This is a genomic window from Marinobacter bryozoorum, from assembly GCF_023156245.1.
In the GTDB taxonomy this organism is placed as follows: Bacteria; Pseudomonadota; Gammaproteobacteria; order Pseudomonadales; family Oleiphilaceae; genus Marinobacter; species Marinobacter bryozoorum.
On record NZ_JAKZAH010000013.1, the window covers coordinates 1 to 26,791 of the forward strand.

22 protein-coding genes and 1 pseudogene are annotated in these 26,791 nt (G+C 61.5%); 14 read left to right on the plus strand and 9 right to left on the minus strand.

What is annotated here, in order from left to right; all coding sequences use genetic code 11:
• Positions 1–323: pseudogene (locus MLC59_RS09110) on the minus strand (signal recognition particle-docking protein FtsY); the annotation flags it as partial.
• 186 nt (positions 324–509) lie between these two features.
• On the opposite strand from MLC59_RS09110, the gene rsmD reads away from it, so the two are divergent.
• Positions 510–1,145, plus strand: a complete 636-nt coding sequence (rsmD, locus tag MLC59_RS09115; protein WP_248233584.1) for a 16S rRNA (guanine(966)-N(2))-methyltransferase RsmD — start codon at positions 510–512, stop codon at positions 1,143–1,145.
• Here the strand turns inward: rsmD and MLC59_RS09120 are convergent.
• The gene (locus tag MLC59_RS09120) at positions 1,124–2,299 is read right to left on the minus strand and encodes a DesA family fatty acid desaturase (RefSeq protein ID WP_248233586.1); all 1,176 of its coding nucleotides are present in this window, start codon (positions 2,297–2,299) and stop codon (positions 1,124–1,126) included. The two genes, rsmD and MLC59_RS09120, sit on opposite strands and share 22 nt — an antisense overlap.
• 153 nt (positions 2,300–2,452) lie before the next feature.
• On the opposite strand from MLC59_RS09120, the gene mutM reads away from it, so the two are divergent.
• The 6 genes from mutM (at position 2,453) to MLC59_RS09150 (ending at position 7,587) form a co-directional block, all read left to right on the plus strand.
• A complete protein-coding gene (gene mutM, locus MLC59_RS09125; protein WP_248233589.1) occupies positions 2,453–3,265 on the plus strand; it encodes a bifunctional DNA-formamidopyrimidine glycosylase/DNA-(apurinic or apyrimidinic site) lyase in 813 nt (270 codons plus the stop codon).
• A 167-nt stretch (positions 3,266–3,432) separates the two neighbouring features.
• Positions 3,433–3,759 (plus strand): hypothetical protein, encoded by a 327-nt coding sequence (locus MLC59_RS09130; protein ID WP_248233590.1) that lies wholly within the window; start codon positions 3,433–3,435, stop codon positions 3,757–3,759.
• Positions 3,760–3,828: 69 nt separating this feature from the next.
• Positions 3,829–4,518, plus strand: coding sequence for a GMP/IMP nucleotidase (gene yrfG, locus MLC59_RS09135; RefSeq protein ID WP_248233593.1), 690 nt, complete (start codon positions 3,829–3,831; stop codon positions 4,516–4,518).
• Positions 4,519–4,570: 52 nt separating this feature from the next.
• Positions 4,571–4,984, plus strand: coding sequence for a ribosome-associated heat shock protein Hsp15 (gene hslR, locus MLC59_RS09140; RefSeq protein WP_248233595.1), 414 nt, complete (start codon positions 4,571–4,573; stop codon positions 4,982–4,984).
• A 33-nt stretch (positions 4,985–5,017) separates the two neighbouring features.
• Positions 5,018–5,875, plus strand: a complete 858-nt coding sequence (hslO, locus tag MLC59_RS09145) for an Hsp33 family molecular chaperone HslO (protein WP_248233596.1) — start codon at positions 5,018–5,020, stop codon at positions 5,873–5,875.
• A 98-nt stretch (positions 5,876–5,973) separates the two neighbouring features.
• Positions 5,974–7,587, plus strand: coding sequence for a phosphoenolpyruvate carboxykinase (locus MLC59_RS09150; protein WP_427901714.1), 1,614 nt, complete (start codon positions 5,974–5,976; stop codon positions 7,585–7,587).
• 85 nt (positions 7,588–7,672) lie between these two features.
• Here the strand turns inward: MLC59_RS09150 and MLC59_RS09155 are convergent, their stop codons facing one another.
• From MLC59_RS09155 to gshB, 7 genes are read right to left on the minus strand one after another with little or no spacing between them, the layout of a single operon-like run.
• A complete protein-coding gene (locus MLC59_RS09155) occupies positions 7,673–8,938 on the minus strand; it encodes a dihydroorotase (protein ID WP_248233599.1) in 1,266 nt (421 codons plus the stop codon).
• Entirely contained in the window at positions 8,938–9,975 is a 1,038-nt protein-coding gene (locus tag MLC59_RS09160; RefSeq protein ID WP_427901713.1) for an aspartate carbamoyltransferase catalytic subunit, read from the minus strand. The genes MLC59_RS09155 and MLC59_RS09160 overlap by 1 nt, the downstream gene beginning before the upstream one ends.
• Positions 9,972–10,481 (minus strand): bifunctional pyr operon transcriptional regulator/uracil phosphoribosyltransferase PyrR, encoded by a 510-nt coding sequence (gene pyrR / locus MLC59_RS09165; protein WP_248233601.1) that lies wholly within the window; start codon positions 10,479–10,481, stop codon positions 9,972–9,974. The genes MLC59_RS09160 and pyrR overlap by 4 nt, the downstream gene beginning before the upstream one ends.
• A 7-nt stretch (positions 10,482–10,488) precedes the next feature.
• Positions 10,489–10,959: a Holliday junction resolvase RuvX gene (gene ruvX, locus MLC59_RS09170; RefSeq protein WP_248233603.1), complete on the minus strand. Its 471-nt coding sequence runs from the start codon at positions 10,957–10,959 to the stop codon at positions 10,489–10,491.
• Positions 10,952–11,518 carry a YqgE/AlgH family protein gene (locus MLC59_RS09175; protein ID WP_248233606.1) on the minus strand — a complete coding sequence of 189 codons (567 nt, stop codon included), beginning with the start codon at positions 11,516–11,518 and terminating at the stop codon, positions 10,952–10,954. The genes ruvX and MLC59_RS09175 overlap by 8 nt, the downstream gene beginning before the upstream one ends.
• Positions 11,515–12,378: an energy transducer TonB gene (locus MLC59_RS09180; protein WP_248233608.1), complete on the minus strand. Its 864-nt coding sequence runs from the start codon at positions 12,376–12,378 to the stop codon at positions 11,515–11,517. Before MLC59_RS09180 ends, MLC59_RS09175 begins: the two co-directional genes overlap by 4 nt.
• A 42-nt stretch (positions 12,379–12,420) precedes the next feature.
• Entirely contained in the window at positions 12,421–13,368 is a 948-nt protein-coding gene (gene gshB / locus MLC59_RS09185; RefSeq protein WP_248233611.1) for a glutathione synthase, read from the minus strand.
• 301 nt (positions 13,369–13,669) lie between these two features.
• Between gshB and pilG the strand changes: the two genes are divergently transcribed.
• From pilG to MLC59_RS09220, 7 genes are all read left to right on the plus strand, one after another.
• Positions 13,670–14,062: a twitching motility response regulator PilG gene (pilG, locus tag MLC59_RS09190; protein WP_091852009.1), complete on the plus strand. Its 393-nt coding sequence runs from the start codon at positions 13,670–13,672 to the stop codon at positions 14,060–14,062.
• Positions 14,063–14,094: 32 nt separating this feature from the next.
• Positions 14,095–14,457 carry a response regulator gene (pilH, locus tag MLC59_RS09195; RefSeq protein ID WP_248233612.1) on the plus strand — a complete coding sequence of 121 codons (363 nt, stop codon included), beginning with the start codon at positions 14,095–14,097 and terminating at the stop codon, positions 14,455–14,457.
• 22 nt (positions 14,458–14,479) lie between these two features.
• A complete protein-coding gene (locus MLC59_RS09200) occupies positions 14,480–15,025 on the plus strand; it encodes a chemotaxis protein CheW (RefSeq protein ID WP_248233614.1) in 546 nt (181 codons plus the stop codon).
• An 82-nt stretch (positions 15,026–15,107) separates the two neighbouring features.
• Positions 15,108–17,186, plus strand: coding sequence for a methyl-accepting chemotaxis protein (locus MLC59_RS09205; RefSeq protein ID WP_248233616.1), 2,079 nt, complete (start codon positions 15,108–15,110; stop codon positions 17,184–17,186).
• A 28-nt stretch (positions 17,187–17,214) separates the two neighbouring features.
• Positions 17,215–18,114 (plus strand): CheR family methyltransferase, encoded by a 900-nt coding sequence (locus MLC59_RS09210; RefSeq protein WP_248233618.1) that lies wholly within the window; start codon positions 17,215–17,217, stop codon positions 18,112–18,114.
• Positions 18,115–18,125: 11 nt separating this feature from the next.
• Positions 18,126–25,727: an Hpt domain-containing protein gene (locus MLC59_RS09215; RefSeq protein WP_248233619.1), complete on the plus strand. Its 7,602-nt coding sequence runs from the start codon at positions 18,126–18,128 to the stop codon at positions 25,725–25,727.
• Entirely contained in the window at positions 25,727–26,785 is a 1,059-nt protein-coding gene (locus MLC59_RS09220) for a chemotaxis protein CheB (protein ID WP_248233621.1), read from the plus strand. The genes MLC59_RS09215 and MLC59_RS09220 overlap by 1 nt, the downstream gene beginning before the upstream one ends.
• Positions 26,786–26,791 lie beyond the last annotated feature (6 nt).

A 26,791-nucleotide genomic window follows, 5' to 3' on the forward strand; every position in this document is an offset into this window, starting at 1 on the left:
TCTGGCTCTGGCTCTGGCTCTGGCTCTGGCTCTGGCTCTGGCTCTGGCTCTGGCTCTGGCTCTGGCTCTGGCTCTGGAGCAGGTTGCGCTGTATCCGCCGGGCTGACCACCACTGTTTCATCAACCGGTACCGCCTCCGGCTGTGCAGCAACATCCGGCCCTGCTGAGCGATTAAGGGGTTTTGGAGCCGGACCCGGCAAGGCCTCCGGCTTGCGCTGGGGAACCGGTTGCGGGCGCGGAGCAGCCGCTCGCCGGCCTGCCACATCCACGATAAAGGCCAGTACCAGCAGCACCAGCAGGCCGATCAGAATCCACTCTGCCATCATTTCTCTTACCATTTTTGCTGGAGGGTCAGCCGCCCGCTCGCCTTCTGGTTACCGGGGCCGCTGTCAGGAAAGCGGTCATTCTAGCGGCAGGGGCCCCCGGGGTCCAAGCCTCCCACGCCAACCGGTTACCGGGGGCGCCGTTTTTCGCTACCATGATGCCTTCCTTCGCATACGGATTCTGCCATGAGTCGCCCACGTCGCCCCTCGCCAACCCGCCACCACCGTACCGGACGTTCTTCCTGCGAAGGTGAACTGCGTATTATCGGTGGCGAGTGGCGCAGCCGGGTCCTGAGGTTTCCGGATGAAGGTGGTGTCAGGCCCACACCCGCGAGAACCCGGGAAACCCTGTTCAACTGGTTGCAATTCAAGGTGCCAGGCAGCCGTTGCCTGGACCTGTTCTGCGGTAGTGGCGTGCTGGGCCTGGAGGCCCTGTCCAGGGGCGCCCGGCAGGTTACCTTCGTTGACCACACCCCGGCACTGGCCCGCAGCCTCAGGGAAAACCTGCACAAGCTTGGCAGCGACGATGGCCAGGTGGAGTGTGCGGACGTTCAGGCACTCCTGCAGAACCAACCGGGGGAACGCTATGACATCCTGTTTATGGACCCCCCGTTCCGCCAGGGCTGGCTGGAGCTACTGATTCCACTGATTGACGAAAACGGGTGGATTGGCGGCGGCAGCCGGGTCTACCTGGAATACGAGAGTGACCGGGCCACGCCATCGGTCCCGGCTCGCTGGCACCTGCACCGCCAGAAGCAGGCGGGGCAGGTAACCTATGCGCTCTATCACATCCTTGACGATCAGGCAGGGCGCAACGAATAAGCCCGCAGGTGGGCAGCAAAGTCTTCCAGGTACCGGATGCCACTGGCCTCTGCTTCACGGCACCAGGCCATGAGCGCCTGCAGCTTTTCCTGGGGCTTTACCCCGCGACGGCGCCACAGGGCCTGTAGTTCCTGGTTCATGTCGTAGATCTGCCGCAGTGCCGGATGGTTGTCCAGCACCGTTTCCAGGTGCGCCTGCTCCTGGGGCGGAATCAGCGAAACATCCCGCGACAGCAGCTTTTTGACGCGGCGGTAGCGGGTCCGGATAGCACCATCCATCACCGCTTTCTGCTGACGCAGCACCGGCTCCATCACCCGCTTTCGATACTGCCGCATGATGTCGAAACGGTTATTGGCAATGGCCTGGACCGTTTCAGCATCCACCTCTTTCTTGCCCGGCACCCAGTGCACTACGGGCCGGTAGCCCTTCGGTTTCGCCAGGCCGAACAACTGGAACAGGCGGATATAACCCCAGCCGACATCCACCTCGTACCACCGGCGGGACAGCTTGGCGGAATTCGGATAGGTGTGATGGTTGTTGTGCAATTCCTCACCACCGATAATTATCCCCAGCGGTGAGATATTGCGGGCGTTGTCCTGGCACTCAAAGTTGCGATACCCCAGGTAATGACCGAGGCCGTTCACGACACCGGCAGCCCATACAGGAATCCACATCATCTGAACCGCCCAGATCCAGATACCATTGACCCCGAACAGGGCCAGGTTGAGCAGGAACATCAGGGCAATGCCGAGGTTGCGATGGCGGGTATAAACGTTACGCTCGACCCAGTCATCCGGTGTATTCTTGCCGAAACGTTCTAGGGTTTCTGGCGTCGCTGCCTCTGCATAGAGTTCAGCGCCCTCAAACAGCACCTTGCGGATACCTTTTACCACAGGGCTGTGGGGGTCGTTCTCGGTTTCGCAGGTGGCATGGTGCTTGCGGTGGATAGCGGTCCACTCCTTGGTATTGATACTGGTGGTCAGCCATAACCAGAAGCGGAAGAAATGCCGCAGCACCGGGTGTAACTCCAGGGCATTATGGGCGGAATGACGATGCAGGTAGAGCGTTACGCTGACAATGGTGACATGAGTCAGCACCAGGGTAACCAGCACCAATTGCACCCAGGACAGGTCCAGGAGACCGTTGTACCACATAGATAAATCCTCAACTTACTAAAAACAGGCGGTTAATCCGCCAGGCACCACTTTCTGCAAGCAGTTTGACGCCAGAACACTTTAGCGTACACCTGTTCGCTCAAACAACGTTATTTGCATTGTCATTTGTTACCGTTTTATCAGGAGTCTGATGTGCCTGAACTGCCCGAAGTGGAAACCACCCGGCGCGGCATAGCCCCCCACAGCGAAAACAAAACCGTCGCCGAGCTGATTGTCCGCGACCCCCGCCTCCGGTGGCCGGTACCCGGCGACCTGCCGGCGTTACTGGCCGGGCGTGTCCTGAGGGGAGCAGACCGTCGCGCCAAGTACCTGCTGCTGCGCTTCGATCACGGCACCGTGATTGTCCATCTGGGCATGTCTGGCAGCCTGCGGGTGATCACCGATGCCAGTCCGGCTCAAAAACACGACCATATTGACCTGGTGTTCAGCGATGGCGTCCGGCTGCGCTTTAACGACCCGCGCCGTTTCGGCTGCTGGCTCTGGGCTGAGCAACCTGACAAGCACCCCCTGCTTGCCAGTCTTGGACCGGAACCGCTGAGTGAAGGCTTCAATGGACCATACCTGTTTCGCAAATCCCGAAAGCGCAAAACGCCGATCAAGAGCCTCCTGATGGACAACCGGATCGTGGTAGGTGTCGGCAACATCTACGCCAACGAGGCCCTGTTCAAAACCGGCATACACCCCAACCGTCCCGCCGGGCGCATCAGTGCGGCCCGCTATCACCAGCTGGCCGAAGCCATCAAGGAAACCCTGAGCGCGGCTATCCTTATGGGCGGCACCACCCTGCGGGATTTCGTCAACAGCGAGGGCAAGCCAGGCTACTTTGCCCAATCGCTACTGGCTTACGGCCGCGGTGGCCAGCCGTGCGTGGAGTGCCAGCACCCGCTGAAGGAGATTCGAATGAACCAGCGCAGCACCGTTTATTGCACCCGGTGCCAGAGGTAAGTTCGGGCAAGGACACCAGGAGAAAGCCGTGCCGAGCTGTGAACCGGTTCAGGTAAATGCGTCACACCTGGCGCAACGGAGAACAACTTTTCAGTTACACTTATGACAGAATCTGGCAATAACGCAGGACTTCTGACCTGCGACAATCAGGAACCAGGAGACTGACAATGACGTACAAGCGCCTATCCCGAACCCTGCTGGCCACCCTGGCGGCGTGCCTGATCGGCTTCTCCTCCCCGGGTCACGCCCAGGCGGTGGATGAAGAGCCGTCTGCCCTGGCCATGACCGGAGACCTGGTCCTGGCCCGCCCACTGTTGCTGGCAACTACCGTTGTCGGCACCGCGGTCTATATCGTCTCCCTGCCCTTCTCCCTGCTGGGCGGCAATGCTGGCGAGGCTGGCGCGGTGCTGGTCAAGGGCCCGGCAGAGGCCACCTTCGTGCGCTGCCTTGGCTGCACCAGGTCTGGCCGCAAGCAGGCAACGGTCACTGAGTAATTCCCGTACTTGCACAGGCCGGCAAGATTGGGCAGCCTGAACCCCCGAACCCACTCAGGCTGCCCCAAGATGATAGACTGGCCCAAGGCAGACCAGGTGTTCCTGGATATGGACGGAACACTGCTTGATCTGCATTTTGACAACCATTTCTGGCTCGAACACCTGCCCCTGCGATATGGCCAGGCCAACCGCCTCACCGCGGAACAGGCACGGGACCTGATCGTGCCCATGATCATGGCCGAACGCGGCAGCCTGAACTGGTACTGCACCGACTACTGGAGCGAGCGCCTGCGCCTGGACATCACTGCACTCAAGGCCGAGGTGGGCGACCGCATCGCCTACCGCCCCCAGGTGAAGGAATTCCTCCAGGCCTTGCGCCGCAACCGTCTTGCCCCGGTTATCCTGACCAACTGCCATCCGGACCCGCTCAGGCTCAAACTGGACCGCACCGGGCTGGACCAGTACGTGGACCGCGTCATCTCAAGCCACGACCTCGGCGCCGCCAAGGAAGAGCAGGCTTTCTGGGACCGGCTACTGGACCACCATACCCACGATCGCGAACGGGCTGTAATGGTGGACGACAGCCTTCCGGTACTGGAAAGTGCCCGCCGCGCCGGTATTGGCCAGTGCCTTGCCATCCTTGCCCCGGACAGCCAGCAGCCTGACCGGGAACCCCACCCGGACATTCCTGCCGTGCGGCATTTTGACGAAGTCCTGCCTGCACTCTCTGGCCAGGGCGCTGCCAAACCACCGGCATGAGCTTTATAATAGTGGCAATAACTTCCGGAACAGCCCCGACCCATGGAGGATCATGAGTTCCAGACAAGCTGACGCCGACAACGCCCGGGTACGCCTCGACAAGTGGCTGTGGGCTGCGCGCTTCTTCAAAACCCGCAGCCTGGCCAGGGAGGCGATCGAGGGCGGCAAGGTCCATTACAATGACCAGCGCTGTAAACCCGGAAAGACCGTGGAAACCGGCGCCACGGTCAAGCTTCGCCTGGGCTGGCAGGAAAAGATCGTGATTATCGATGGCATCTCGGATAAACGCCGGGGTGCGCCGGAAGCACAGACCCTTTACCACGAGACCGAGGACAGCATCCGCCGCCGGGAAGACCTGGCCTGGCAACGCAAGACCATGCAGGCTGCCCAGCTGCCCCCGGCCCGCCGGCCCAGCAAGAAAGACCGGCGCGATCTACAGAAATTCCGCGAACAGCAGGGCCTCTGAGCCCCCAGTTCCCACTACTTCCCGGAGCCCCCGATGCAAGCCAGCGACCAGTTTCGCAAATTCCTGTTTGAGCACAGTCAGATCCGCGGTGCCTGGGTGCACCTGCATGACAGCTACAATGACATCCTGTCCCAGACGGACTACCCGGAACCGGTCGCCCGGCTTTTGGGTGAATCCCTGGTCGCCAGCGTACTGATGAGCAGCACACTCAAGTTCAAAGGCACCCTGTCATTACAGGCCAATGGCGAGGGCCCTGTCACCACGCTGCTTGCCGAGAGCAGCCATGACCGTTTCATCAGGGGCATTGCCCGTGTGGACGAAGATGCCTCAGTACTGGAGGGCAACCTTAACGAGCTACTGGGCAAGGGCCGCATGGCGATCACCATCACCCCGGAACAGGGTCAGCGCTATCAGGGCGTGGTACCCCGTGAATCCGATACCCTGGCCGGCGCGCTGGAAGAATACTTCGAGCGTTCAGAGCAACTAGCCACCCGACTCTTCCTGTTCGCCGATGGCAAGCAAAGCGCTGGCCTTCTGATCCAGCGCCTGCCCGGCGCTACCGACGAAGACAATGAACTGTGGGAGCGAGTGGAGCACCTGGCCGCTACCATCAGCGCCGAAGAGTTGCTGGGGCTCGATAGCGAGACCGTGCTGCACCGATTGTTCCACGAAGAGGAAGTGCGACTGTTTGACCGGGAACCGGTCGCCTTTCGCTGCACCTGCAGCCGTGACCGGACACTGGCTGCCCTCAGTTCCATTGGCAAGGAAGAGTGCTACAGCATTCTGGACGAACAGGGTACTATTGAGATGGACTGTCAGTTCTGTCATACCAGCTACCGGTTCCAGCGAATTGACATTGATCAGTTGTTCTCTGGTCACACACTCCACTGAACCGGACACACCAGCCCCGGGCCAGGTACAGCAAGGCTTCCCGGGCTGTCGTTTTTTTCGGCCGCGTCTGGCATAATAGCGCGCCTGAATTGACCCGACTGCTCACAATTCCACCAGCCCGCCGCTGTCCCCGGGCCGGGAGGACCGAGCAGTCAAAACACCTTGAGGGCGAGGTCGAAGTGAGCACAACCTATACAGATCTGAGCTCAGCACGATTGGTCGAGCTGGCACTGGAAAGACAAGAAGGTCAACTGGCCGCAAACGGTTCGCTGGTCGTGACGACCGGCAAGCGAACCGGCCGTTCACCGATGGACCGGTTCATTGTTCAGGAGCCCGGCACCGAGAATGCCGTTCACTGGGGGCCGATCAACCGACCGTTTGACGCCGACAAGTTCAACGCCTTGTGGGATCGCGTAGAGAGTTATCTCTCCGCGAAGGACCACTTCGTGTCCCACGTCCATGTTGGCTCTGACCCGGCTCACTACCTGCCGGTACAGATGCGCACCGAAACCGCATGGCAAAACCTGTTCGGCCGCAACCTGTTCATCCGCCCCGACAGCTACAACCCGTCCTCCAGGGACGAGTGGCAGATTATCAACGCTGCGAACTTCGAATGTGACCCTGAGCGCGACGGCACCAACAGCGACGGCTGCGTAATCATCAACTTCGCTGACCGCAAGGTCCTGCTGGCGGGCATGCACTACGCCGGCGAGATGAAAAAAGCCATGTTCTCGGTACAGAACTTCCTGCTGCCCGAGAAAGACGTACTGCCGATGCACTGTTCCGCCAATGTCGGCGAAGATGGCGACACCTGCCTGTTCTTCGGCCTCTCCGGCACCGGCAAGACCACCCTGTCCGCCGACCCGAACCGCTACCTGATCGGTGATGACGAACACGGCTGGGGTCCGGGCACCGTCTTCAATATTGAAGGTGGCTGCTACGCCAAGTGCATCGACCTGAGCAAGAAGAACGAACCGATCATCTGGGATGCCATTCGTTTCGGCGCCATCGTCGAGAACGTGGTTATCGATCCGGAGACCCGGGAGCCGGATTACACGGATGTCTCCCTGACCGAGAACTCCCGCTGTGCCTACCCGTTGGAGCACGTGGAGAAGCGTGTCGAGGAAAACCGCGCCGGTGAGCCGTCCCACATCGTCTTCCTGACCTGTGACATGACCGGCGTATTGCCGCCCGTGTCCATTCTCAGCAAGGAAGCGGCTGCGTACCACTTCCTGAGTGGCTACACCGCACTGGTGGGCTCCACTGAAATGGGCTCATCCTCCAAGCTGAAGTCCACTTTCTCCACCTGCTTCGGTGCGCCCTTCTTCCCGCGCCCGGCAGGCGTCTATGCCGAGTTGCTGATGAAGCGGATGGATGCCTTCGGCAGCAAGGTGTTCCTGGTCAACACCGGCTGGACCGGCGGCCCCTACGGCGTGGGTGAGCGCTTCAGCATCCCCACCACCCGTGGCATTATCAGCGCCATCCAGAACGGTGAGCTGGACAATGCCGAGACCGAGCACCTGCCAACCCTGAACCTGTCGGTACCCAAGGCAGTACCCGGCGTCGACAGCAACCTGCTGAACCCGCGCAACACCTGGGCCAGCAAGGAAGACTACGATGCCAAGGCGAAGGAGCTGATCAGCCAGTTTGTGGAAAACTTCAAGAAGTTCGAAGTTTCCGACGCGATCGTGGCAGCCGGTCCGAAGCTGTAATCAGACAGCCAGGTAAGAAAAAGCGCCCTGCCTCACGGCACGGCGCTTTTTTTGTTCCTTCATTTCCCGCAGCGCAGAGGCGGGATCAGTCGAGGCGATACACCACCCGGCCTTCCGCAACGGTCCAGTGGGGCACACCGCTCAGGGGCCGGCCCGGCACTGGTACGTGGGCACCCCTGGACTGAATGTTGCCTGGCGTAGCATGCCACTGCCCTTCCAGGTCCCAGAGACTGAGACTTGCCTCACCACCCTGCTTCAATTCGCTGACTGCGCCAACGACCCCGGCAGGTCCCGCCGTCAGCGCTCGCAGGAGCGCGGCCAGGGAGAGCTCGCCTTGCTGGACCAGCCCCAGCCCCATCGAAAATACGCTCTCAATCGTGGACATACCCGGCTCGGTGACGCCTAGCGGCGCCTGCTTGGCCGCAGAGTCGTGGGGTTGGTGCTGACTGACGATGGCATCGATGACGCCTGCCTCGACACCCTTGAGCAAGGCCTTTCGGTCCGCTTCTGTGCGCAGGGGGGGCAACACGTGGTAACGGCTGTCAAAACCGGACAGGGCTTCTTCGGTGAACACCAGCTGGTGCATGGCCACATCGGCAGTGACCGATACGCCACGCTGCCTGGCATCAGCCACCATTTCCACGCTGCGGGCGCAGGACAGCTGTCCGAGGTGCAGGCGCACGCCGGTTTCTTCTGCAAGCAGCAGCATCTCCATGACCGAGGCGGTTTCGGCCACTTCAGGTACCCCGAGCAAGCCCAGGTGAGCGGCCACCTTGCCGTCGTGGGCATAACCATCGGCAGCCAGTGCATCGTTGAGGGGTTGCAGCATCAGCGTCAGGTCGAAGGTACGGGCATAGGCCATGCAGCGACGCAGGATACGGGCATTTGCCATGGCCCGGGTGCCGTTACTGAAGGCCACGCACCCGGCGTTGCTGAGTCCGACCATATCACTGAGCAGTTCCCCGGCCAGCCCCCGGGTGGCCGCCCCGACCGGCAGTACACGAATAGCGGCACTGGAGCGGGCGACGTCACGGATGAGGTTGGTCACCGCACCGGAGTCGTTCACCGGCGAGGTGTCCGGGGAGGCACACACAGTGGTAAACCCGCCCCTGGCAGCGGCTCGGGTTTCCGAGGCGATATTGCCCTTCTGGCCATTGCCAGGCTCCCGCAGGTTGCAGCACAGGTCGACGAAGCCCGGCAGCAGGGTCAGTCCGCTGGCATCGATGACCGTCTCCGCAGACCCGGTGACCGGTTCAGCACCCATGGCCTGGATCAGGCCATCCCGTGCCAGCAGGTTGATGGCGGTACCGTCCGCCAGGCGAGCATTGTCGATTCGCAGGCTGGTGCTCATTACTCGCCCTCCTGCTGGCGGCTACGGGAAGCGCGCTCCGCCACCTGGCCACTCATGGCCATGGACATAACAGCCATGCGGATGGCGATGCCGTTGGTCACCTGGTTGAGGATCACTGACTGGGGGCCATCAGCGACGGCCGATTCGATCTCCACCCCCCGGTTGATGGGACCAGGGTGCATGACAATACAGCCTGGTTTCGCCAGGGCCAGCTTTTCAGTATCCAGCCCGTACAACCGGTAGAACTCACGCTCGCTTGGTAGCAAGGCACCCTCCATCCGCTCTTTCTGCAGCCGTAGCATGATCACCACGTCCAGGTCTGCCATGCCCTTTCTCATGTCGTACTCCACCGTACAGCCCAGGCTGTCCACATCCGCCGGCAACAGGGTTCCGGGTGCAATCAGCCGCACCTCCTCTGCACCCAGCGTCTGCAGGGCACGCACCTGGGAACGTGCAACGCGGGAGTGGAGAATATCCCCGACAATGGCGACTCTCAGGCCTTCAAACCTTTGCTTGTTCTGGCGAATGGTCAGCATGTCCAGCATCGCCTGGGTGGGATGGGCGTGGCGGCCATCGCCGGCATTGATGATGGCGACCCCGGGAGTCACCGATTCAGCGATAAAGTGGGGCGCGCCGCTCTGGGAATGACGAACCACGAACATGTCGCTGGCCATGGCCTCCAGGTTGAGCAGGGTGTCCGAGAGGGATTCGCCCTTGGAGGTGGCGGAGGTGTTGATATCCAGGTTGAGTACGTCGGCGGACAGCCGCTTGGCCGCCAGCTCGAAGGTGCTGCGGGTGCGGGTACTGGACTCAAAGAACAGGTTGACCACTGTGCGCCCCCGCAGCAGCGGTACTTTCTTGATGGTGCGCTCGCCCACTTCGATAAAGGAGTCGGCGGTATCCAGGATGTCGGTCAGCATGGCCCGGTCCAGGCCATCCAGGGTAATGAAGTGGCGCAACTGACCATCACTGGTCAGCTGAAGGTTTCGGGAAGCCATATCGTGGGCGCTCAGGGAGCTTGCCAGCTGGTCGGTCATGCCTTCACCTCCCGAATTTCAACGGTAAGCGGGTCCGGCCCGACCAGCTTCACGCGCTGTGTCGGCGGCAGGGTCAGCTGTTGCCCGCAGACATCCGGCTGGATTGGCAGCTCACGGCCCCGCATATCCAGCAGGGCAACCAGTGAGACGGAGCTGGGGCGGCCATAATCAAACAGCTCGTTCATGGCCGCGCGGATGGTACGCCCGCTCATAATCACGTCATCCACCAGGACCAGGTCCCGCCCCTCGGTCTCGAAGGGCAGGTGGGAAGGCGTAACCCGGGGGTTGAGCCCGATGCGACTGAAATCATCCCGGTAAAAGGAGATATCCAGCTCACCCCAGGGCTCGTCCAGCCCAAGCCGACGATGCAGCTCGCTGGCCACCCAGACACCTCCGGTACGAATACCGACCAACAGCGGGTGCTGGATACTCCGTTCTTCCAGGTAACGACGAAGCCCTTGCTCGAGCGTATCCAGCAAGGCAGGAACGGCGGGTAAATCAGTCATGACGGTGTCATTCTCCCATTGAATCCCTGGCCTGGTCCCGCTGGTGATTGAACCAGCTTTCCAGGATCAGTACTGCCGCCAGGTCATCCACACCATGGCGACCAAAATCACTGCTGCCGCCACGGGCCAGGACCGCATCCTTGGCCTCGAAGCTGCTCAGTCGCTCATCCATCATTTCCACTGGCAGGTGAAAGCGTCCGTGGATGCGCTTGCCGAATTTACGGGCCCGGGCGCACATATCGCTTTCAGTGCCATCCATGTTCAGGGGCAGGCCGACCACCACCAGGTCTGGCTGCCACTCGGTCAGCAACTGTTCAACCTGCTGCCAGTCAGGTACGCCATCCCGGGCAGGAATCATCGCCACCGGGCTTGCGGTGCCGAGCAGGGACTGGCCGAAGGCAGCGCCAATGCGGCGCAGGCCAAAATCAAAGGCGAGCACCTGGTGCCCGCGCTTCGGTCGTGAATCCACCTCAGGCATGGCCCACCGACTGGTCCAACTGACCGGGATCTATGCCCATCTGCGCCAGTATGGTTTTGTAGCGGTCCTGCCAGGGAGTATCGAACAACAGGCCAGCACTGGCGGGGCAGGTCAGCCAGGCATTTCCGGCCAGCTCTTCCTCCAGCTGACCGGCACTCCAGCCGGCGTAACCCAGGGCCACCAGGTAGCGCCCGGGACCGGTGTCGTTGCCGATGGCCTGCAGGATATCCCGGGAGGTGGTGACCTGGATGGCGTCACTGACCGCCACCGTGCTCTGCCACTCACGGCCCGGCGGGTGAAGCACAAAACCCCGCTCCTGCTGCACCGGACCGCCAGCGAACACCGGAACCTCCAGGTGGCCGCCGTCCATATCGAGCTGCTCCAGGATCTCGCCCAGGGAGACATCCAGCGGCTGGTTGATCAGCAGGCCGAAGGTGCCGTCGTCTCCGTGGTCACAGATATAGACCACGCCACCATGGAAGTTGGGGTCCCCCAGCCACGGAGAGGCCACCAGGAAATGATCCCTGAGGTTCTGCGAGGAGGCTTGGCGATCAGTCATCCCGACGACAACCCCCGACGCTGGAACGACCAGGTACGTATGATTTCAAGTTCATCGGTCTTTTCACGCATTTCCTCCGGGAAAGGGGCAAAGGGTGCGGCAAGACGGATAATGCGGATGGCGGCATCATCAAGAACCGTGCTGCCGGAGGATTCCAGAATGCTCACTTCCTTTATGGTGCCATCCTTGCGCAAGGATACCAGCAAACGCAGGTCGCCGTAGAGACCCCGGCTGCGGGCCTCCTGCGGATAGTTGCTGTTGCCCACCCGGGTTACCTTGTCGACCCAGCTCCGTACGTACCAGGCGCTGGAAGACTGCAGGGTGGATGCAGCGGTGACCCGCGTGACCCGGGGGCGGCGGGCATAGGCCTGTTTCTGGGCATCCAGCCGGGCCTCCAGGCTGGCGATTTCCAGGCTGCGCTCCATCAGGCTTTTCTTCTCGGCCACCGGGAAGTCTTCCTCCGGTGGCTCGTCGGACTCTTCCCTGGCAACAGCGGTTTCCGATGATGCCCTGGCCTGCACGACTTCCCGTTCCGGCTGCGGCTGTGGCTCGGTAACCGCAGGCGGCTCAGGCTGCACCGGCGCCACTTCCCGGGCGCTCACCTCGGCCACCTCGGGCGTGGTCTGCTCAAGCTTCTCCTCGGCTTCACCACTGCCTTGCTGGTTGGTGGCGGCCAGGAAATCAGCCTCTTCCGGTGCCTGCTCGTCCTCAAACCGGGACAGGGTGATTTCCATGGTGGAAGCGCTGGTGGCCGGTTCCTCCGGGGCGAAGGTTACCCCCAACAGGACCACCGCATGCAGCGCGACGGCCATGAACAAAGTAAACATCAGGCGATCGTTCGCCGTGACCTGTGCTGCCATTCCTGCCACTTCCAGGGAGTTCTGATTCAGGGAAACGGACGATTATCCCAGACGACGCTCGATGGCATCCATGAGCTGGCCCGCAATATCGATACCGAACGCCGCATCCAGCTCCCGGACGCAAGTAGGGCTGGTCACATTAATCTCGGTCAGATAATCGCCAATCACATCAATACCCACGAAGATCAGGTTCTTCTCTTTCAGTATGGGACCCACTCGCTCACAGATTTCCCGGTCCCTGGCAGTCAGTTCACGCCCCTCACCGCGACCGCCGGCGGCCAGGTTGCCGCGATTTTCACCAACCGACGGTATCCGGGCCAGGGCGTAGGGTACCGGCTCACCTTCAATCAGCAGGATGCGCTTGTCGCCCTCAGTAATCTCCGGAATATATTTCTGGGCCATGCACTGATGCTGGCCGTCGTTGGTCAGGGTTTCAATGATAACCCCCAGGTTGAAGTCGTTTTCACGGACCCGGAAGATCGACTTGCCTCCCATGCCGTCCACCGGCTTCATGATCACATCACCGTGCTCCCGGTAGAACTCCCGCAGGCGCTCAGCCGAGCGGGTGACCAACAGCGGCGGCGTGCAGTCCTCGAACTGTGTGGCGAATAACTTCTCGTTACAGTCCCTCAGGGCCTGGGTCGGGTTGACCACCAGCGCACCCTGGCGCTCGGCCGCCTCGAGGATGTAGGTCGCCATCAGGAACTCACGGTCCACCGGGGGGTCCTTGCGCATAAGGATGGCATCAAGGTCGCCCAGGGCGATGTCATCCTCGTGGCCAAAGGTATACCAGTCGGCCGGATCCATCTGCACATCGAGGGAACGTATCCGCGCCCGGGCCTGGCCACCCTTCATATACAGGTCGGGCAGTTCCATATAGGCGATCTCCCAGCCTCGCTGCCGGGCTGACCACAACATGGCCAGTGAGGTATCCTTCTTGAAGGTTATGTCCTGGATCGGATCCATCACCACGCCGATTCTGAGTGTCATTACGCCTCTCCGGTCAATTGACGAAAAACAGGAACCCGTCTACAGAGAATACTGATCAAACGGTGCTATGCTGCTTGAAGATGGTATTGTACCGGGCGCCGGAATGCACCTGCCGGGCGCCGATTATCCGTCGCTGAAGTGAGTTGGAAATGTGAGCCCGTACAATACGTCACAAACTGAAACTTTGTTGCATGTCACGAATAGCCTATAAATAGAGAGGCTTGATAGAACACCTTCAATTTGTGTGTTAAAAAGCCAATCTCTGAACACCGACACTCGCAGAGCGCAAGGCAGTTGCATAATGGATGACAACTTCGAAAATCTGAAAATCATGGTGATTGACGACAGCAAGACGATTCGTCGCACCGCAGAGACGCTGCTCAAAAAAGTGGGCTGCGAGGTGATCACCGCGACCGACGGTTTCGATGCGCTCGCCAAAATAGCTGATTCCCATCCTGACATCATCTTCGTGGACATCATGATGCCACGGCTGGATGGCTATCAGACCTGCGCCCTGATCAAGAACAACTCCGCGTTCCGCAAGACTCCCGTTATCATGCTGTCCAGCAAGGACGGGCTGTTCGACAAGGCCAAGGGTCGCATTGTCGGGTCAGACCAGTACCTGACCAAACCATTCAGCAAGGACGAGCTGCTTAACACGATTCGCCAGTATGTTCCCCAGGCGGAACAGTGAATCCGCGCTAAAAAAGAACCATCGAGGATAACATGGCCCGCATTCTGATCGTTGACGACTCCCCCACCGAAATCAAGAAAATTTCAACCATCCTGGAAAAGCATAAACACGAGGTCCTGACCGCCGATAATGGTGCTGATGGCGTTGCCATGGCCCGGGCCGAAAACCCGGACCTGGTGCTGATGGACGTGGTCATGCCCGGACTCAATGGCTTCCAGGCCACCCGGCAGCTGACCCGGGCACCGGAAACCGCCTCAATCCCCGTGGTTATCGTGACCACCAAGGACCAGGAAACCGACCGTGTCTGGGGTACCCGGCAAGGCGCCAAGGGGTACCTGGTCAAGCCTGTGAACGAGAACGACCTGATCAGCACTATTAACAGTCTCGTGTCCTGAACAAGCGTCCCTTGGAGTAAGCATGTCTGCCCAGGCCACACCCTTTGCCGTACTGACCGATATTGCCCGGCGAAGCCGGTCCCTGGCTGCCGGCCTGCCGGAACAGCAGGAAGCAGTGACCCTGTGGAACGGTATCGGCTTCATGCTGGCCGGTCAGCGCTTCGTTGCCCCGATGGGTGAAGTGGTCGAAATCCTGCACCTGCCCCGCTTCACTCATGTACCCGGGGTTCGCCCCTTCATGCTCGGCGTCGCCAATGTCCGCGGTCGCCTGCTGCCACTGATCGACCTCGCCCAGTTCTTCGGCTTGCCGCGGAGTGCCCGCAGCAATCGTGACCGACGGGTACTGGTGGTGGAGCAAGACGACATTTTTACCGGCCTGGTGGTGGATGACGTAGTCGGTATGCAGTATTTCGCCGAGGACAGTTTTGTTCCCCGGTCAGAAGATATCCATGAAGCAATGACCCCCTTTGTGCAGGGGGGCTATGTCCGTGACGAGGAAATCTGGAACGTGTTCTCAACTTTTGCGCTAATCGATGATGAGCGCTTTCTGGATGTGTCACAGTGGTAATGTTTACGGCCGTGCCGGCACTGCTGGCCGACTTACCCTCTGAAACCTATTTGCCAAAAAGAAGAGAGGCCGGGAGCCAAAGATGAAAAACAAAGCCGGAAGATTCAGCACGGGACAGGGTGCCAACAAGCTTGTTGGTGGTCTGATCGCAGCGCTGATCGTACTTACCGTGCTGCTCGTTGTGGTTCTGTTCATTATCAACCAGGACAGCCGCAACGATCAGGAATACATTGCCTACACGGGTGAGCTGCGGGTACTTTCCCAGGAGATTACCAGTAACGCCACCGAGGCCGCCGACGGTAACGAGGAGGCGTTTACCCGGCTGCAGGGCAGCCGCAACGAATTCGCGGAGCTGTGGGGCTATATCCTCCAGGGTAATCCGCAAACCGGCCTCCCGGCCAGTGACCTGGCGGCTGACAGCCAGGTTCAGCCCTACTGGGATACCGTACGTGACAGCGCCGACAGCATTGTAAACACCCGTGAGGAAGTTCTCGGCCTGCATGAGGTTGCCAGCACCCTGAACGAAACCATTCCCCGCCTGCAGGTGGAATACCGGGACATCGTGTCGGTACTGCTGGATAGCGACGCACCGGCCGACCAGGTAGCACTGGCCCAGCGCCAGTCGCTGCTGGCAGAACGTATTGCCCGGGCGGTAAACAGCGTGCTTTCCGGTGAAGAAGACGCAGTCGTAGCCGCCGACCGGTTTGGCCGTGATGCCACCGAGTTCGGCCGGGTACTCCAGGGCCAGCTCGAAGGCAACCCGGCCATGAGCATCTCCCGGATCAATATCGAGGAAGCCCGGTACGGCCTGGAAGCGGTACAGGAACTCTACCAGTACGTTTCCCAGAACATCGACGCGATCCTGGAGGCTTCTCCCGCCCTCTACCGCGTGCGTAACGCCTCCAATGACATCTTCCAGAACTCCCAGCTGCTGCTGCAGGAAATCTCCACCCTGGCGAACGGCTTTGCCAGCCAGGCCGGGGCCCGGGTTATCGGCCCGCTGCTGGCTTACCTGATCCTGGCCCTGATGGTCGCGACCGTCATTGCCATCGGTGTGGTGCTCTACCGTGCCGCCCAGGAACGACTGGCACAGACCCAGGCCCAGAACGAACAGAACCAGAACGCGATCCTGCGACTGCTGGACGAACTGGCCGACCTGGCCGATGGTGACCTGACCACCGAGGCGACGGTAACCGAGGACTTCACCGGCGCCATCGCCGACTCCATCAACTACGCGATCGACCAGATGCGCGGCCTGGTACAGGCCATCCGGGGTACGGCGGTAAGGGTTGCGTCCGCTGCCCAGGAATCCCAGTCCACGGCCATGCAGCTGGCGGACGCCTCCGAGCACCAGGCCCAGGAAATTGCCGGCGCCTCTGCAGCGGTTAACGAGATGGCGGTGTCTATCGACCAGGTATCCTCCAACGCCGCCGAATCCACCGCGGTTGCGGAGCGCTCGGTTGCCATCGCCAAGAAAGGCGCCGAAGTGGTACAGAACACCATTCGCGGCATGGACAACATCCGGGAGCAGATCCAGGAAACGTCCAAGCGGATCAAGCGCCTGGGTGAATCTTCCCAGGAAATCGGTGACATCGTATCCCTGATCAACGACATTGCCGACCAGACCAACATCCTGTCCCTGAACGCCGCCATCCAGGCCTCCATGGCCGGCGATGCTGGCCGTGGCTTCGCGGTGGTCGCGGATGAAGTACAGCGCCTGGCGGAACGCTCCTCTGCAGCAACCAAGCAGATCGAGGCACTGGTTAAAACCATCCAGTCGGATACCAACGAGGCGGTCATCTCCATGGAACACACCACCGCCGAGGTGGTCCGTGGTGCACGCCTGGCACAGGACGCCGGTGTTGCCCTGGAGGAAATCGAAAGCGTATCCATGAGCCTGGCGGAACTGATCCAAAACATCTCCAACGCAGCACGCCAGCAGGCGTCGTCAGCGGCGCACATTTCCAACACCATGAACGTCATACAGGAAATCACCTCCCAGACGTCTTCCGGTACCAACGCCACCGCGCGGTCTATCGGGAACCTGGCCGAGATGGCTTCCGAGCTGCGGTCTTCGGTTGCCGGCTTCACCCTGCCGGAAGAAGACCAGGTCGACACCATGGAAAGCGAGGAGGACAGCAACGCAACGGTGGTCAGCTGACCACCGTTGCCTGGGGCGATGAGGGTTTATGGCTGACGTACCCCACAACCTGTCTCCCGGCCCGGAACACTGGGCACTGCGCCCGCTCCCGGATATGGACGAGGCGCAGTTCCACCAGTGGAAAACCTTGCTGGAACACCGGACCGGAATGGCCCTCGCCCCTGAGCGTAAATCCTTCCTGGAAACCAACATCGGCATCCGCATGCGCGAGATTGGCTGTGGCAGTTTCCAGGCCTATTACGAAAAGATTGTGGCCGGACCGGAAGCGGTCGTGGAATGGTCCACCCTGGTGGACCGGCTTACTGTCCAGGAAACCCGGTTTTTCCGTGACGCCGACGCCTTCCGGCTGGTGTCCGACTATGTGATGACCCGGCCACGGGAGCAACTGCGCCAACGGCCCCTTGAGGCCTGGAGCGTGGGCTGCTCCACCGGCGAGGAAGCCTATACCCTGGCGATCCTGCTGAATGAGTGCATGGCGCAGCTGAGGCTGCCGACGCTGTACGGAGTGACCGGTTCTGACATCAGCAAGCCGGCCCTGGAGAAGGCCCAGAAAGGGCTTTTTAACCCCAGGCGCCTGAGCGGCATGGATGACAGCCTGCGACAGCGATATTTCCGGGCAGGAGCCCGTAACAGTGAAGAAATCGCAGAGAGCATTCGCGAGCGTGTGTGTTTCACCCGGCTCAATGTACTGGACCTGAAACAGGCGCCCATGCAGGGCGTGAACATCATTTTCTGCCAGAACCTGCTGATCTATTTCCGCCGCTGGCGCCGGCGGGAAATCGTAACCAGGCTGGCGGAACACCTGGCCCCTGGCGGCCTGCTGGTGCTGGGACAGGGTGAGATCACCGGCTGGCAACCGCCGGGACTGCAGCGGGTTCCCTCGGAACATGTGCTGGCGTGGATTCGCCGCCAGTCAGACGACGAATAACCGGAGTGGTTATGGGCAACAACCATGACAGTATCGCCCTGGACTGGGTTCGTGGCGAAATAGAACAAACACTGACGCAGGGCCAGCAGGCGCTTGAAGCCTATGTGGAGAACCGCGACGACACCGCTCGCCTGCGTTTCTGCCTCAACTACCTGCACCAGGTGAACGGTACACTCCAGATGGTCGAGCTGCAGGGCGCTGCGCTGCTCACCGAGGAAATGGAAAAGCTCACCCAGAGCGTGCTCAAGGGCGAAGTGCCGGATACCGACCAGGCCCTGAACAGCCTGATGGAAGCCATTCTCCGGCTGCCCCGGTACCTGGAAAGCCTGCACAGCAGCGCTGACGACCTGCCACTAAGCCTGTTGCCATTGCTCAATGACCTGCGGGCAGCCCGTGGCGAAGGCTTGTTATCTGACCTGTCGCTATTCCGTCCGGACATGAGCCAGGCCCGCTTCGAGGCCTCGCCCCGTGTCGCGCGCCTGCTGCAAGATCCCAGGATACTGGCAAACGTGGGCAAGCTGGGGCAAATGTTCCACCGTGCGGTCACCAGCATTGCCCCTGGCAAGGACAACGGCGGTCACTACGACAACCTGCAGAAGGTTATCCAGCGCCTCGTCAAACTCTGCACCGGCACGCCCCGGGAAGAGCTCTGGCGGGCATCCGGCGGCTTTATCGAGACCTTGCAGCAAGAGATCAACGAATTAACCCCGGCCACCCATACCCTGCTGAAAGAACTCGACAACGAGATCGACCGCCTGACCCGCGAGCCTGGCGATATCCTGCGCCAGCCGGTACCAGAAACCCTGTTCCGAAACCTGTTGTACTACGTGGCCCAGGCCCACGAGGCCGGCTCACCGTATATCACCGACCTGCGTGAACGCTATGGCCTGGAGCAGGCCATGCCTTCGGGCGCCAGCGTCGATAGTGCCAGTGGCCCGGGCCGGGAGGCCATTCACTCGGTCGTGGTGGCGCTGAACGAAGAAGTAGCCAGGCTCAAGGACCAGCTCGACCTGTTCGTGCGGGACCAGAATCGCCAGAACGACGACCTCGAGGAATTGTTGCCGGGGCTGCGCCAGGTTGCCAATACTCTGGCTGTTCTGGGCCTCGGAAACCCCCGCCGTATTATCGGTGAACAGCTCGACGTCGTGGAACGCCTGCTGAACCAGAGCGACACTGCAGACGATGGCACCCTGCTGGATATTGCCGGCGCGCTGCTCTATGTGGAAGCGACACTTTCAGGGATGGACCGGGACCACAACCTGACGGCTGATCGCAGCGACAGCGCTGACCCCGAGGAATACACCAGCCTTGGCCGCCAGGAGCTTGGCGATGCCCATACCGCACTGCTGCGGGAGTCCCGTAACGCCCTGGAACAAGTCAAGAGCGCGGTGGTCAACTTCATCGCCTCCCAGTGGGATCCGCGTGAAATAGAGCATGTGCCGGAGATGCTGACCAGCATTGAAGGCGGACTCAAAGTCGTTCCCCTGGAACGCCCGGCATTGATACTGAGCGCAGCAAGGGACTATATCCAGCAGGTCCTGCTGGAACGCAAGCGGATTCCGGACTGGAAACAACTCGATACCCTCGCCGACACCATCACCAGTATCGAATACTACCTGGAGCGCCTCACTGACGGCATCAGCGATAACGAGTCCGTTCTGCGTGTAGCCGAAGAAAGCCTGCACACCCTTGGCTTCCCGCCCGGTGCCGAGCCCACCTGGGCCGAGGAGGACGCTGACGCTACAGACACGACGGCAGCGACAGATGCAGTAGAAGCCCCGCTGGAAGCGCCGGAACAAACCGCCAAGCACTCCGACATGGAGCTGGTGGACGACGAGATCCTGGAAATCTTCGTCGAAGAGGCCGGCGAAGTCATGGATACCATCAATAACTGGTATCCCCGTCTTCGCCAGGACCACGACGACCGTGAGGCCCTCACCGAAGTTCGCCGTGCCTACCACACCCTCAAGGGCAGCGGCCGGCTGGTGGGCGCGACGAGTATTGGCGAGCTGGCCTGGTCGATCGAGAACCTGCTCAACCGGGTCCTGGACCAGAGCTTGCGGCCCACCGAGGACCTGTTTGCCCTGGTGGACGACGTCAACGACCGGGTGCCTTCACTGATCGAGGAATTCCGGACCGGCGATGCTACCGGGGACGTGGACACCCTGATCCAGCGGGCCGAGGCCATGGCCAATACCCGCAAGACCGGTAATGACGAGGAAGCCCCGCAGGCTGACGCAACCGCGACAGAAGGCCAGGCGCCGCAAGGCACCGAAACGGGTGCTAACCGCTTTGACAACGACGACCTGATCGACGACGAAATCATTGAAATCTTTGTCGAAGAGGCCGGCGAGGTACTCGAAACCATCAACGAATACCTGCCCATGCTGCTGCGCCAGTATGACGACCGCAGCGCACTGGCTGAAGTACGACGCGCATTCCACACCCTCAAGGGCAGTGGGCGCATGGTCGGCGCCGGCATCGTAGGTGAGCTGGCCTGGTCCGTCGAGAATATGCTTAACCGCGTGATCGACGGCACAGTGTTCATGAACGATGATGTGGCCGGACTGCTACGGGAGGTTACGGACATCATTCCGGCCCTGGTGACCGACTTCGAACAACGCCGCCCACCCTCAGTGGATCCCACGGCATTGCAGGAGAGGGCCACCGCCCTCGCCAACGGTGAGATACCTAACGCCCACAGCATGCCCGATGGTGACCAGGGTGAAAGTGACCAGGGCGCGGATGAGGCAAGCCAGGACGATACCGACACCTGGGGTCACGCTATCGACCAGGCTGCCCCGGAGACAGCGCCCGACGTCAGTGAAACCGTCGACCAGGACAGTGATGATGACCTGGTAGATCCAATCCTCGTGGAAATCTTTGAGAGCGAGGCCCGAACCCACCTCGCCGCCCTCGAAGACTTCCTTGAAGATGCCGACGGGCGCAGCAGCGTCGCCTACACAGACCAGGTTTCCCGCGCGCTGCACACCCTGAAGGGCAGTGCCAATACCGCCGCCATTGATCCCATTGCTCGGGTGGTTACGCCACTTGAGCAATTCGTCAAGCAGGCGCGGGCCGAAAACCGCAGGGCGGACAGTGAGGTTACCGACCTGATTCGCCAGTGCTGCGAGTTCCTCAAGGCCGGCCTCGACCAGCTGGATTCCTCCCCGCAAGAACCATTGCCCGGTACTGAAGCGTATCTCGAGCAGCTTGCTGCTGTGTCTGCTCACACCCTGGGCCGGCGGGACACTGACGCCGAAGAAGCCACAGGGGGCACCGACAGCCAGCTGGTTTCCCTTTTCCTCAACGATGGCCTGGATGTTCTGCTGGACGCAGACCGGATCGTGCAGGAATGGGCCTCTGACCCGACCCGAACCCATGACATGGACCGCCTGTCCCACGAGCTGGGACAGCTGACCAGCAGCGCACAGGACGCAGGGCTGGCCGACGTTGCCGAACTCACCGAAGCCCTGGCGAGGGTCTACCACAACGCCCTGGCACACCCGGAAGGCCCCGATGACTGGTTCATGGAGACCGTCCAGTCTGCCCATGACCACCTGATCAACCTGATGGACCAGGTAGCCGCTGGCCTGGCCACCCAGCCAGACCCGACCCTGCTGACCGAACTCCAGGTACTGGCAGACTCCCTGTCCACGCCGGACACAGAAGCCGGACAGCCCGAAGAAATCAGCTACGACGGCTATGACCTCCCTGCCGGGGAATCCGAAGCCGGCACCACAGAAGAGCCGGACAACGAACTGGCGGAAATTTTCCTTGAGGAAGCCCAGGACCTGATTGCCAGCACGGCCGATGCCCTGGAAGCCTGGCAGGCCCGGCCCGAAAATAGCGAAATGCTGCGCCTGCTGCAGCGGGACCTGCACACCCTCAAGGGCGGCGCCCGACTGGCGGGCATCCAGCCCATCGGCGACCTGTCCCATGAGCTGGAAACCCTGTTTGAGGGCCTGGCCGAGCACCGCCTGGGCGTTACCGAGGCGCTTTCAGACCTGCTGTTCCGTTGCCATGATCGCCTGGCAAGCATGGTGGAGTCCCTGGCTGATGGCGAGAACCCCCGCCCGGCACCGGACCTGGAAGCCGATATTCGCCATTACATGGGCAACGCCAATGGCGAACGCCCCGTCACCGATATCCCCGAGGCGGACGAACCGAAAACGCCGGAGGATCTGCCGGAACTGGATGTCAGTGACCTGGAAAGTGAACTGGAACAGCTCCACCAGGACCTGGGTGATCTCGACAGCGATGCCGGTGACCAGTCGGATCCCATAGCCAGCGAGGCAAGCGACCAACCCCGGCCGGCAATCGATGCGGGTGGCGATGCTTCTGATGAAGCCGGGGAGACCTATGACCTGTCTCACCTGGACCCTGACCTGGTAGCGATCTTCCTGGAAGAAGCCTACGACCTGATCAACTCCACCGGCAGCGCCCTGCACAGCTGGAGCGAGAATCCGGCGGACACCTCCCTGGCCGGTGAGTTGCAGCGGGACGTGCACACCCTCAAGGGCAGCGCCCGCATGGCTGGCGTAGACCCTATCGCCGACCTGACCCACGTACTGGAAGACCTGTTCGAGCGGGTTGCTGACGGCCGCATCGAGGCCAACCCTGACATGCTGGACCTGCTCTTTGCCTGCCATGACCGGCTCGCCGGCATGGTGGACGAAGTAGCCACGGCGCGGCCCTGTGCGCCGGCTACGGCACTGGTCACCCGGGTTCGCGCCATCATTGATGGCAAGCCGGTCGACACAGCACAGCCAAAGGTACCGGAAAGCACCGTAGCTGAGTCCCCTTCCCCGGAAATCGCAGCCGAGGAGGAGCCGGCAGAACTGACCGCTGACGAAATCACCGGCATGTTCCTCGAGGAAGGCCTCGACATCTGCGAATCCATCGGCGAAAGCCTGTCCCAATGGCGGGAAAAACCCGAGCAGCTTACCGGTATCACCCAGCTTCAGCAGGAGCTCCAGACACTGAAGGGAGGTGCTCGGCTGGCAGATATCGATGCCGTGGCCGACCTGGCCGCAGCCTGGTCCGACGCCCTCGGTCCTTTGCTCGAAGGTTCCGGCAACCAGCCCCTCGTCCTGACCCTCAGTGAACGCGCCCATACCGGCCTGCAGACCATGCTCGAGCAATTGGAGGAAGGCCATCGGCCGGGGCCGGATACCGGGCTGCTGCGCCTGCTGCAAGAAGCCGCCAGTCACCGGGATGAAGATGAAGACAAGGCACGGGAAGCCGTAACCGGCGACGATGCCCCCGACACCGAAGTGTTGGAAATCTTCCTGGAAGAAGCCGGGGAAATCCTGGACCAGCTGGAACAGTTGCTGGCCGACTGGCGCCAGGAACCAGAAAGCGTACATTTCAGCCAGGAGGCCCAGCGAGCCCTGCATACACTCAAGGGCGGTGCCCGCTTGTCGCGGCAGCCACAACTGGGGGACCTGTCCCATAACTTCGAGACCCTGCTCACCGACCTCGGAGACCAGCCGCCTTCACCAGATGACTGGACAAAGATCAGCGAGCACCACGATGGCCTGATCGCCTCTGTGGCCAGGGTACGCAAGGAATTTGAAACCTGGCTCGCCGGTCAGGATGAACCGGCACCGGCAGCCGATACCGATGAGCAAGCACAGCAACCCGAACCGGCCGGACAGCAACCGGTCGCACCGGCGGCGGCCACGCCTGCACCGGCTGCCAGGCAGCGACAAGAGGCATCCAGGGCGACTCAAAAGCGCCGTAAGGACAGCGCTCGCGCAGCCCAGGAAACCATCCGCGTTTCCGCGCCACTGCTGGACGAACTGGTCAACCTGGCTGGTGAAACCAGTATTACCCGGGGCCGGCTGGAACAACAGAACAGTGATTTCGGCCATACCCTGGACGAAATGGCGGCCACCATCGACCGTCTGCGGGAGCAGTTGCGGCGGATGGATATCGAAACCGAGGCCCAGATCCTGTTCCGCGCCGAGCAGGAACATGGTCCGGACTACGGGGAGGATTTCGACCCGCTGGAAATGGACCGTTACTCGTCCATCCAGCAGCTGTCCCGGGCCCTGAGCGAGTCTGCCTCCGACCTTGCCGACCTGCGGGAAACCATGTCTGACCGGGTGCGGGATACCGACACACTGCTGGTCCAGCAGTCACGGATCAATACCGAGCTGCAGGAAGGTCTGATGAAGACCCGGATGATCCCGTTCGCCTCCATGGTACCGAGATTGCGACGTATCGTCCGGCAGATCAGCAGCGAGCTCGACAAGAAGGTGGAGTTCGACGTCCGTAACGCGGAAGGCGAACTGGACCGTAACATCCTTGAGCGCATGGTAGCGCCACTGGAGCATATGCTCCGTAACGCCCTGGACCACGGCATCGAGACACCGTCAGAGCGGGCCCGTGCCGGCAAGCCGGAAACCGGCCAGGTCACCCTCACCCTGACCCGGGAAGGGGGCGAGGTGGTGCTGCGAATGATGGACGACGGCGCCGGCATCCACAGCGACGTCATTCGCCGCAAGGCCATCGAGCGCGGCCTGCTGGGCGAGCAGGAAGACCTGAGCCAGCGGGAAATCCTGCAGTTCATCCTGCAACCGGGCTTTTCCACGGCCGAGGCGGTCACCCAGATTTCCGGCCGGGGTGTGGGCATGGATGTGGTCGCCAGCGAAATCAAGCAGCTCGGCGGCAGCCTGGATATCGACTCCCAGGTCGGCCAGGGCACCACCTTTACGGTGCGCCTGCCGTTCACTGTGTCGGTTAACCGCGCCCTGATGGTATCCACGGGCGAGGATTTCTACGCTATCCCGCTGAACACCATCGAGGGTATCGTGCGGGTCAGTACCTGGGAGCTGGAAGAGTACTACCAGCCGGACGCACCGCTTTATGAATACGCGGGCCAGCAGTACCGCCTGCAGTATCTCGGTGGCCTGCTGCACAGCGACCACCGGCCCAAGCTTCAGGGCCAGGCCCTGCCGTTGCCGGTCATCCTGGTGCGGGGCTCCGAACAGCCCATGGCCTTGCAGGTGGACAGCCTGCTGGGTAGCCGGGAAATCGTTGTTAAATCCCTCGGCCCCCAGTTCAGTTCCGTACGCGGCGTATCCGGTGCCACCATCCTGGGTGACGGTAACGTGGTCGTGATCCTGGACCTGCCGGCGATGATCCGTTCCGATATCCTGTCCGAGCGCCAGCGCCTGGCCGAACAGGCCGCCCAGCAACAGCAGTACCGGGAAGACCGGCCCACACTGGTCATGGTGGTGGACGACTCGGTGACCGTGCGCAAGGTAACCTCGCGCCTGCTGGAACGTAACGGTATGGAGGTAGTCACCGCAAAGGACGGCCTCGACGCCGTGGCCCAGCTGCAGGACCACAAGCCCGACATCATCCTGCTGGATATCGAGATGCCGAGGATGGATGGGTTCGAGGTCGCCAGCTTCGTACGCCACGACGACGACCTGCGGGAAGTGCCCATCTGCATGATCACCTCCCGTACCGGCGCCAAGCACCGGGAGCGGGCCCTGGGCCTGGGCGTCAACGAGTACCTGGGCAAGCCGTTCCAGGAATCCGAGCTGCTTGACACCATTGAGCGTCTGACCAGCGAAGAGCCTGTTAACGGAGAAGGCTGATGACCACGGACGGCGGCCGACCGGCTGTAGCCATCGTTTCTGACGATGTGCTGCAACGTCACCGCCTTCAGGAGGCGACAGGTCGTTTCGGGCTACGCCCGGGCTTTTCCGGATCGCCGGAAAGGATCCTGGGCTATGAAGCCTTGCCGGAGGCCGACCTTTGGCTGATCACCCTGGAAGATGAGGCAGACCACCCGCAACTGTTTGACCACCTGCTGGACCATACCGACGCCCCAATCCTGTTCGGTATCGATCCAGCCCCCCGGCCCGGCACTCGGGACTTTGTCCGCTGGGAGCGGCGTCTGCTGGAAAAACTGGAAAAGCAACTGGGCCCGCTGGAGCAGACTGAATCCCGCGAGGACCTGGCGGAACTGGCTGAACAACCGGCGACACCGTCAACCGACACGGCACTCGAACTGCCTGCCGGGATTACACCGGCCAGCCCGGGGCAGGTTGCAGAAGAGGTCTGGATACTGGGAGCTTCACTCGGGGGGCCGGCGGCCGTAAAGGAGTTCCTGGACCACTTGCCCCCCGGATTGCCGGTGGGCTTTGTCTATGCGCAGCACATCGATGGCAATTTCACCGATGTGCTGGCGCGGGTACTGGGTCGCCATGCCCACTACCGGCTACAAAAGGCAGAGGAAGGCATGCGCATTGCCTGTGGCCGGGTCACGGTGATGCCGGTGGAGCGGGAATGGGGACTGACTGCCGATGGAGTGCTGACCGAAAAGGATCAGCCCTGGCCCGGCCCCTATGGGCCATCCATTGACCAGGTGCTGCTGAACTTTGGCGACCATTTCCGGGGTCGCTGCCATGCCATCCTGTTTTCCGGCATGGGTAACGACGGTGCCGTCGCGGCCCCTATACTGAAGGCTTTTGGCAGTCATATCTGGGTGCAGTCCAGTGATACCTGTGCCAACAGTGCCATGCCGGAAGCGGTAGCCGGCACCGGCTGTACCAGCGTCTCGGGCTCGCCCGGAGACCTGGCCCGGGCACTGGTGCGAACACTGGCCGACCCGGCCCTGATGAAACAGACAACGTCACAGGATGTAACCTGAGGACCG

Excerpts from the sequence above, each read along its gene's own strand:
- MLC59_RS09215 (WP_248233619.1), top strand. The coding sequence starts at position 18,126 with ATGGGCAACAACCATGACAGTATCGCCCTGGACTGGGTTCGTGGCGAA.
- gshB (WP_248233611.1), bottom strand. The coding sequence starts at position 13,368 with ATGACACTCAGAATCGGCGTGGTGATGGATCCGATCCAGGACATAACC.
- MLC59_RS09210 (WP_248233618.1), top strand. The coding sequence starts at position 17,215 with ATGGCTGACGTACCCCACAACCTGTCTCCCGGCCCGGAACACTGGGCA.
- pilG (WP_091852009.1), top strand. The coding sequence starts at position 13,670 with ATGGATGACAACTTCGAAAATCTGAAAATCATGGTGATTGACGACAGC.
- MLC59_RS09155 (WP_248233599.1), bottom strand. The coding sequence starts at position 8,938 with ATGAGCACCAGCCTGCGAATCGACAATGCTCGCCTGGCGGACGGTACC.
- MLC59_RS09200 (WP_248233614.1), top strand. The coding sequence starts at position 14,480 with ATGTCTGCCCAGGCCACACCCTTTGCCGTACTGACCGATATTGCCCGG.
- MLC59_RS09130 (WP_248233590.1), top strand. The coding sequence starts at position 3,433 with ATGACGTACAAGCGCCTATCCCGAACCCTGCTGGCCACCCTGGCGGCG.
- MLC59_RS09205 (WP_248233616.1), top strand. The coding sequence starts at position 15,108 with ATGAAAAACAAAGCCGGAAGATTCAGCACGGGACAGGGTGCCAACAAG.
- hslR (WP_248233595.1), top strand. The coding sequence starts at position 4,571 with ATGAGTTCCAGACAAGCTGACGCCGACAACGCCCGGGTACGCCTCGAC.
- MLC59_RS09120 (WP_248233586.1), bottom strand. The coding sequence starts at position 2,299 with ATGTGGTACAACGGTCTCCTGGACCTGTCCTGGGTGCAATTGGTGCTG.
- pilH (WP_248233612.1), top strand. The coding sequence starts at position 14,095 with ATGGCCCGCATTCTGATCGTTGACGACTCCCCCACCGAAATCAAGAAA.
- MLC59_RS09220 (WP_248233621.1), top strand. The coding sequence starts at position 25,727 with ATGACCACGGACGGCGGCCGACCGGCTGTAGCCATCGTTTCTGACGAT.
- hslO (WP_248233596.1), top strand. The coding sequence starts at position 5,018 with ATGCAAGCCAGCGACCAGTTTCGCAAATTCCTGTTTGAGCACAGTCAG.
- yrfG (WP_248233593.1), top strand. The coding sequence starts at position 3,829 with ATGATAGACTGGCCCAAGGCAGACCAGGTGTTCCTGGATATGGACGGA.
- pyrR (WP_248233601.1), bottom strand. The coding sequence starts at position 10,481 with ATGACTGATTTACCCGCCGTTCCTGCCTTGCTGGATACGCTCGAGCAA.
- MLC59_RS09175 (WP_248233606.1), bottom strand. The coding sequence starts at position 11,518 with ATGACTGATCGCCAAGCCTCCTCGCAGAACCTCAGGGATCATTTCCTG.
- MLC59_RS09160 (WP_427901713.1), bottom strand. The coding sequence starts at position 9,975 with ATGACCGACCAGCTGGCAAGCTCCCTGAGCGCCCACGATATGGCTTCC.
- ruvX (WP_248233603.1), bottom strand. The coding sequence starts at position 10,959 with ATGCCTGAGGTGGATTCACGACCGAAGCGCGGGCACCAGGTGCTCGCC.
- MLC59_RS09180 (WP_248233608.1), bottom strand. The coding sequence starts at position 12,378 with ATGGCAGCACAGGTCACGGCGAACGATCGCCTGATGTTTACTTTGTTC.
- rsmD (WP_248233584.1), top strand. The coding sequence starts at position 510 with ATGAGTCGCCCACGTCGCCCCTCGCCAACCCGCCACCACCGTACCGGA.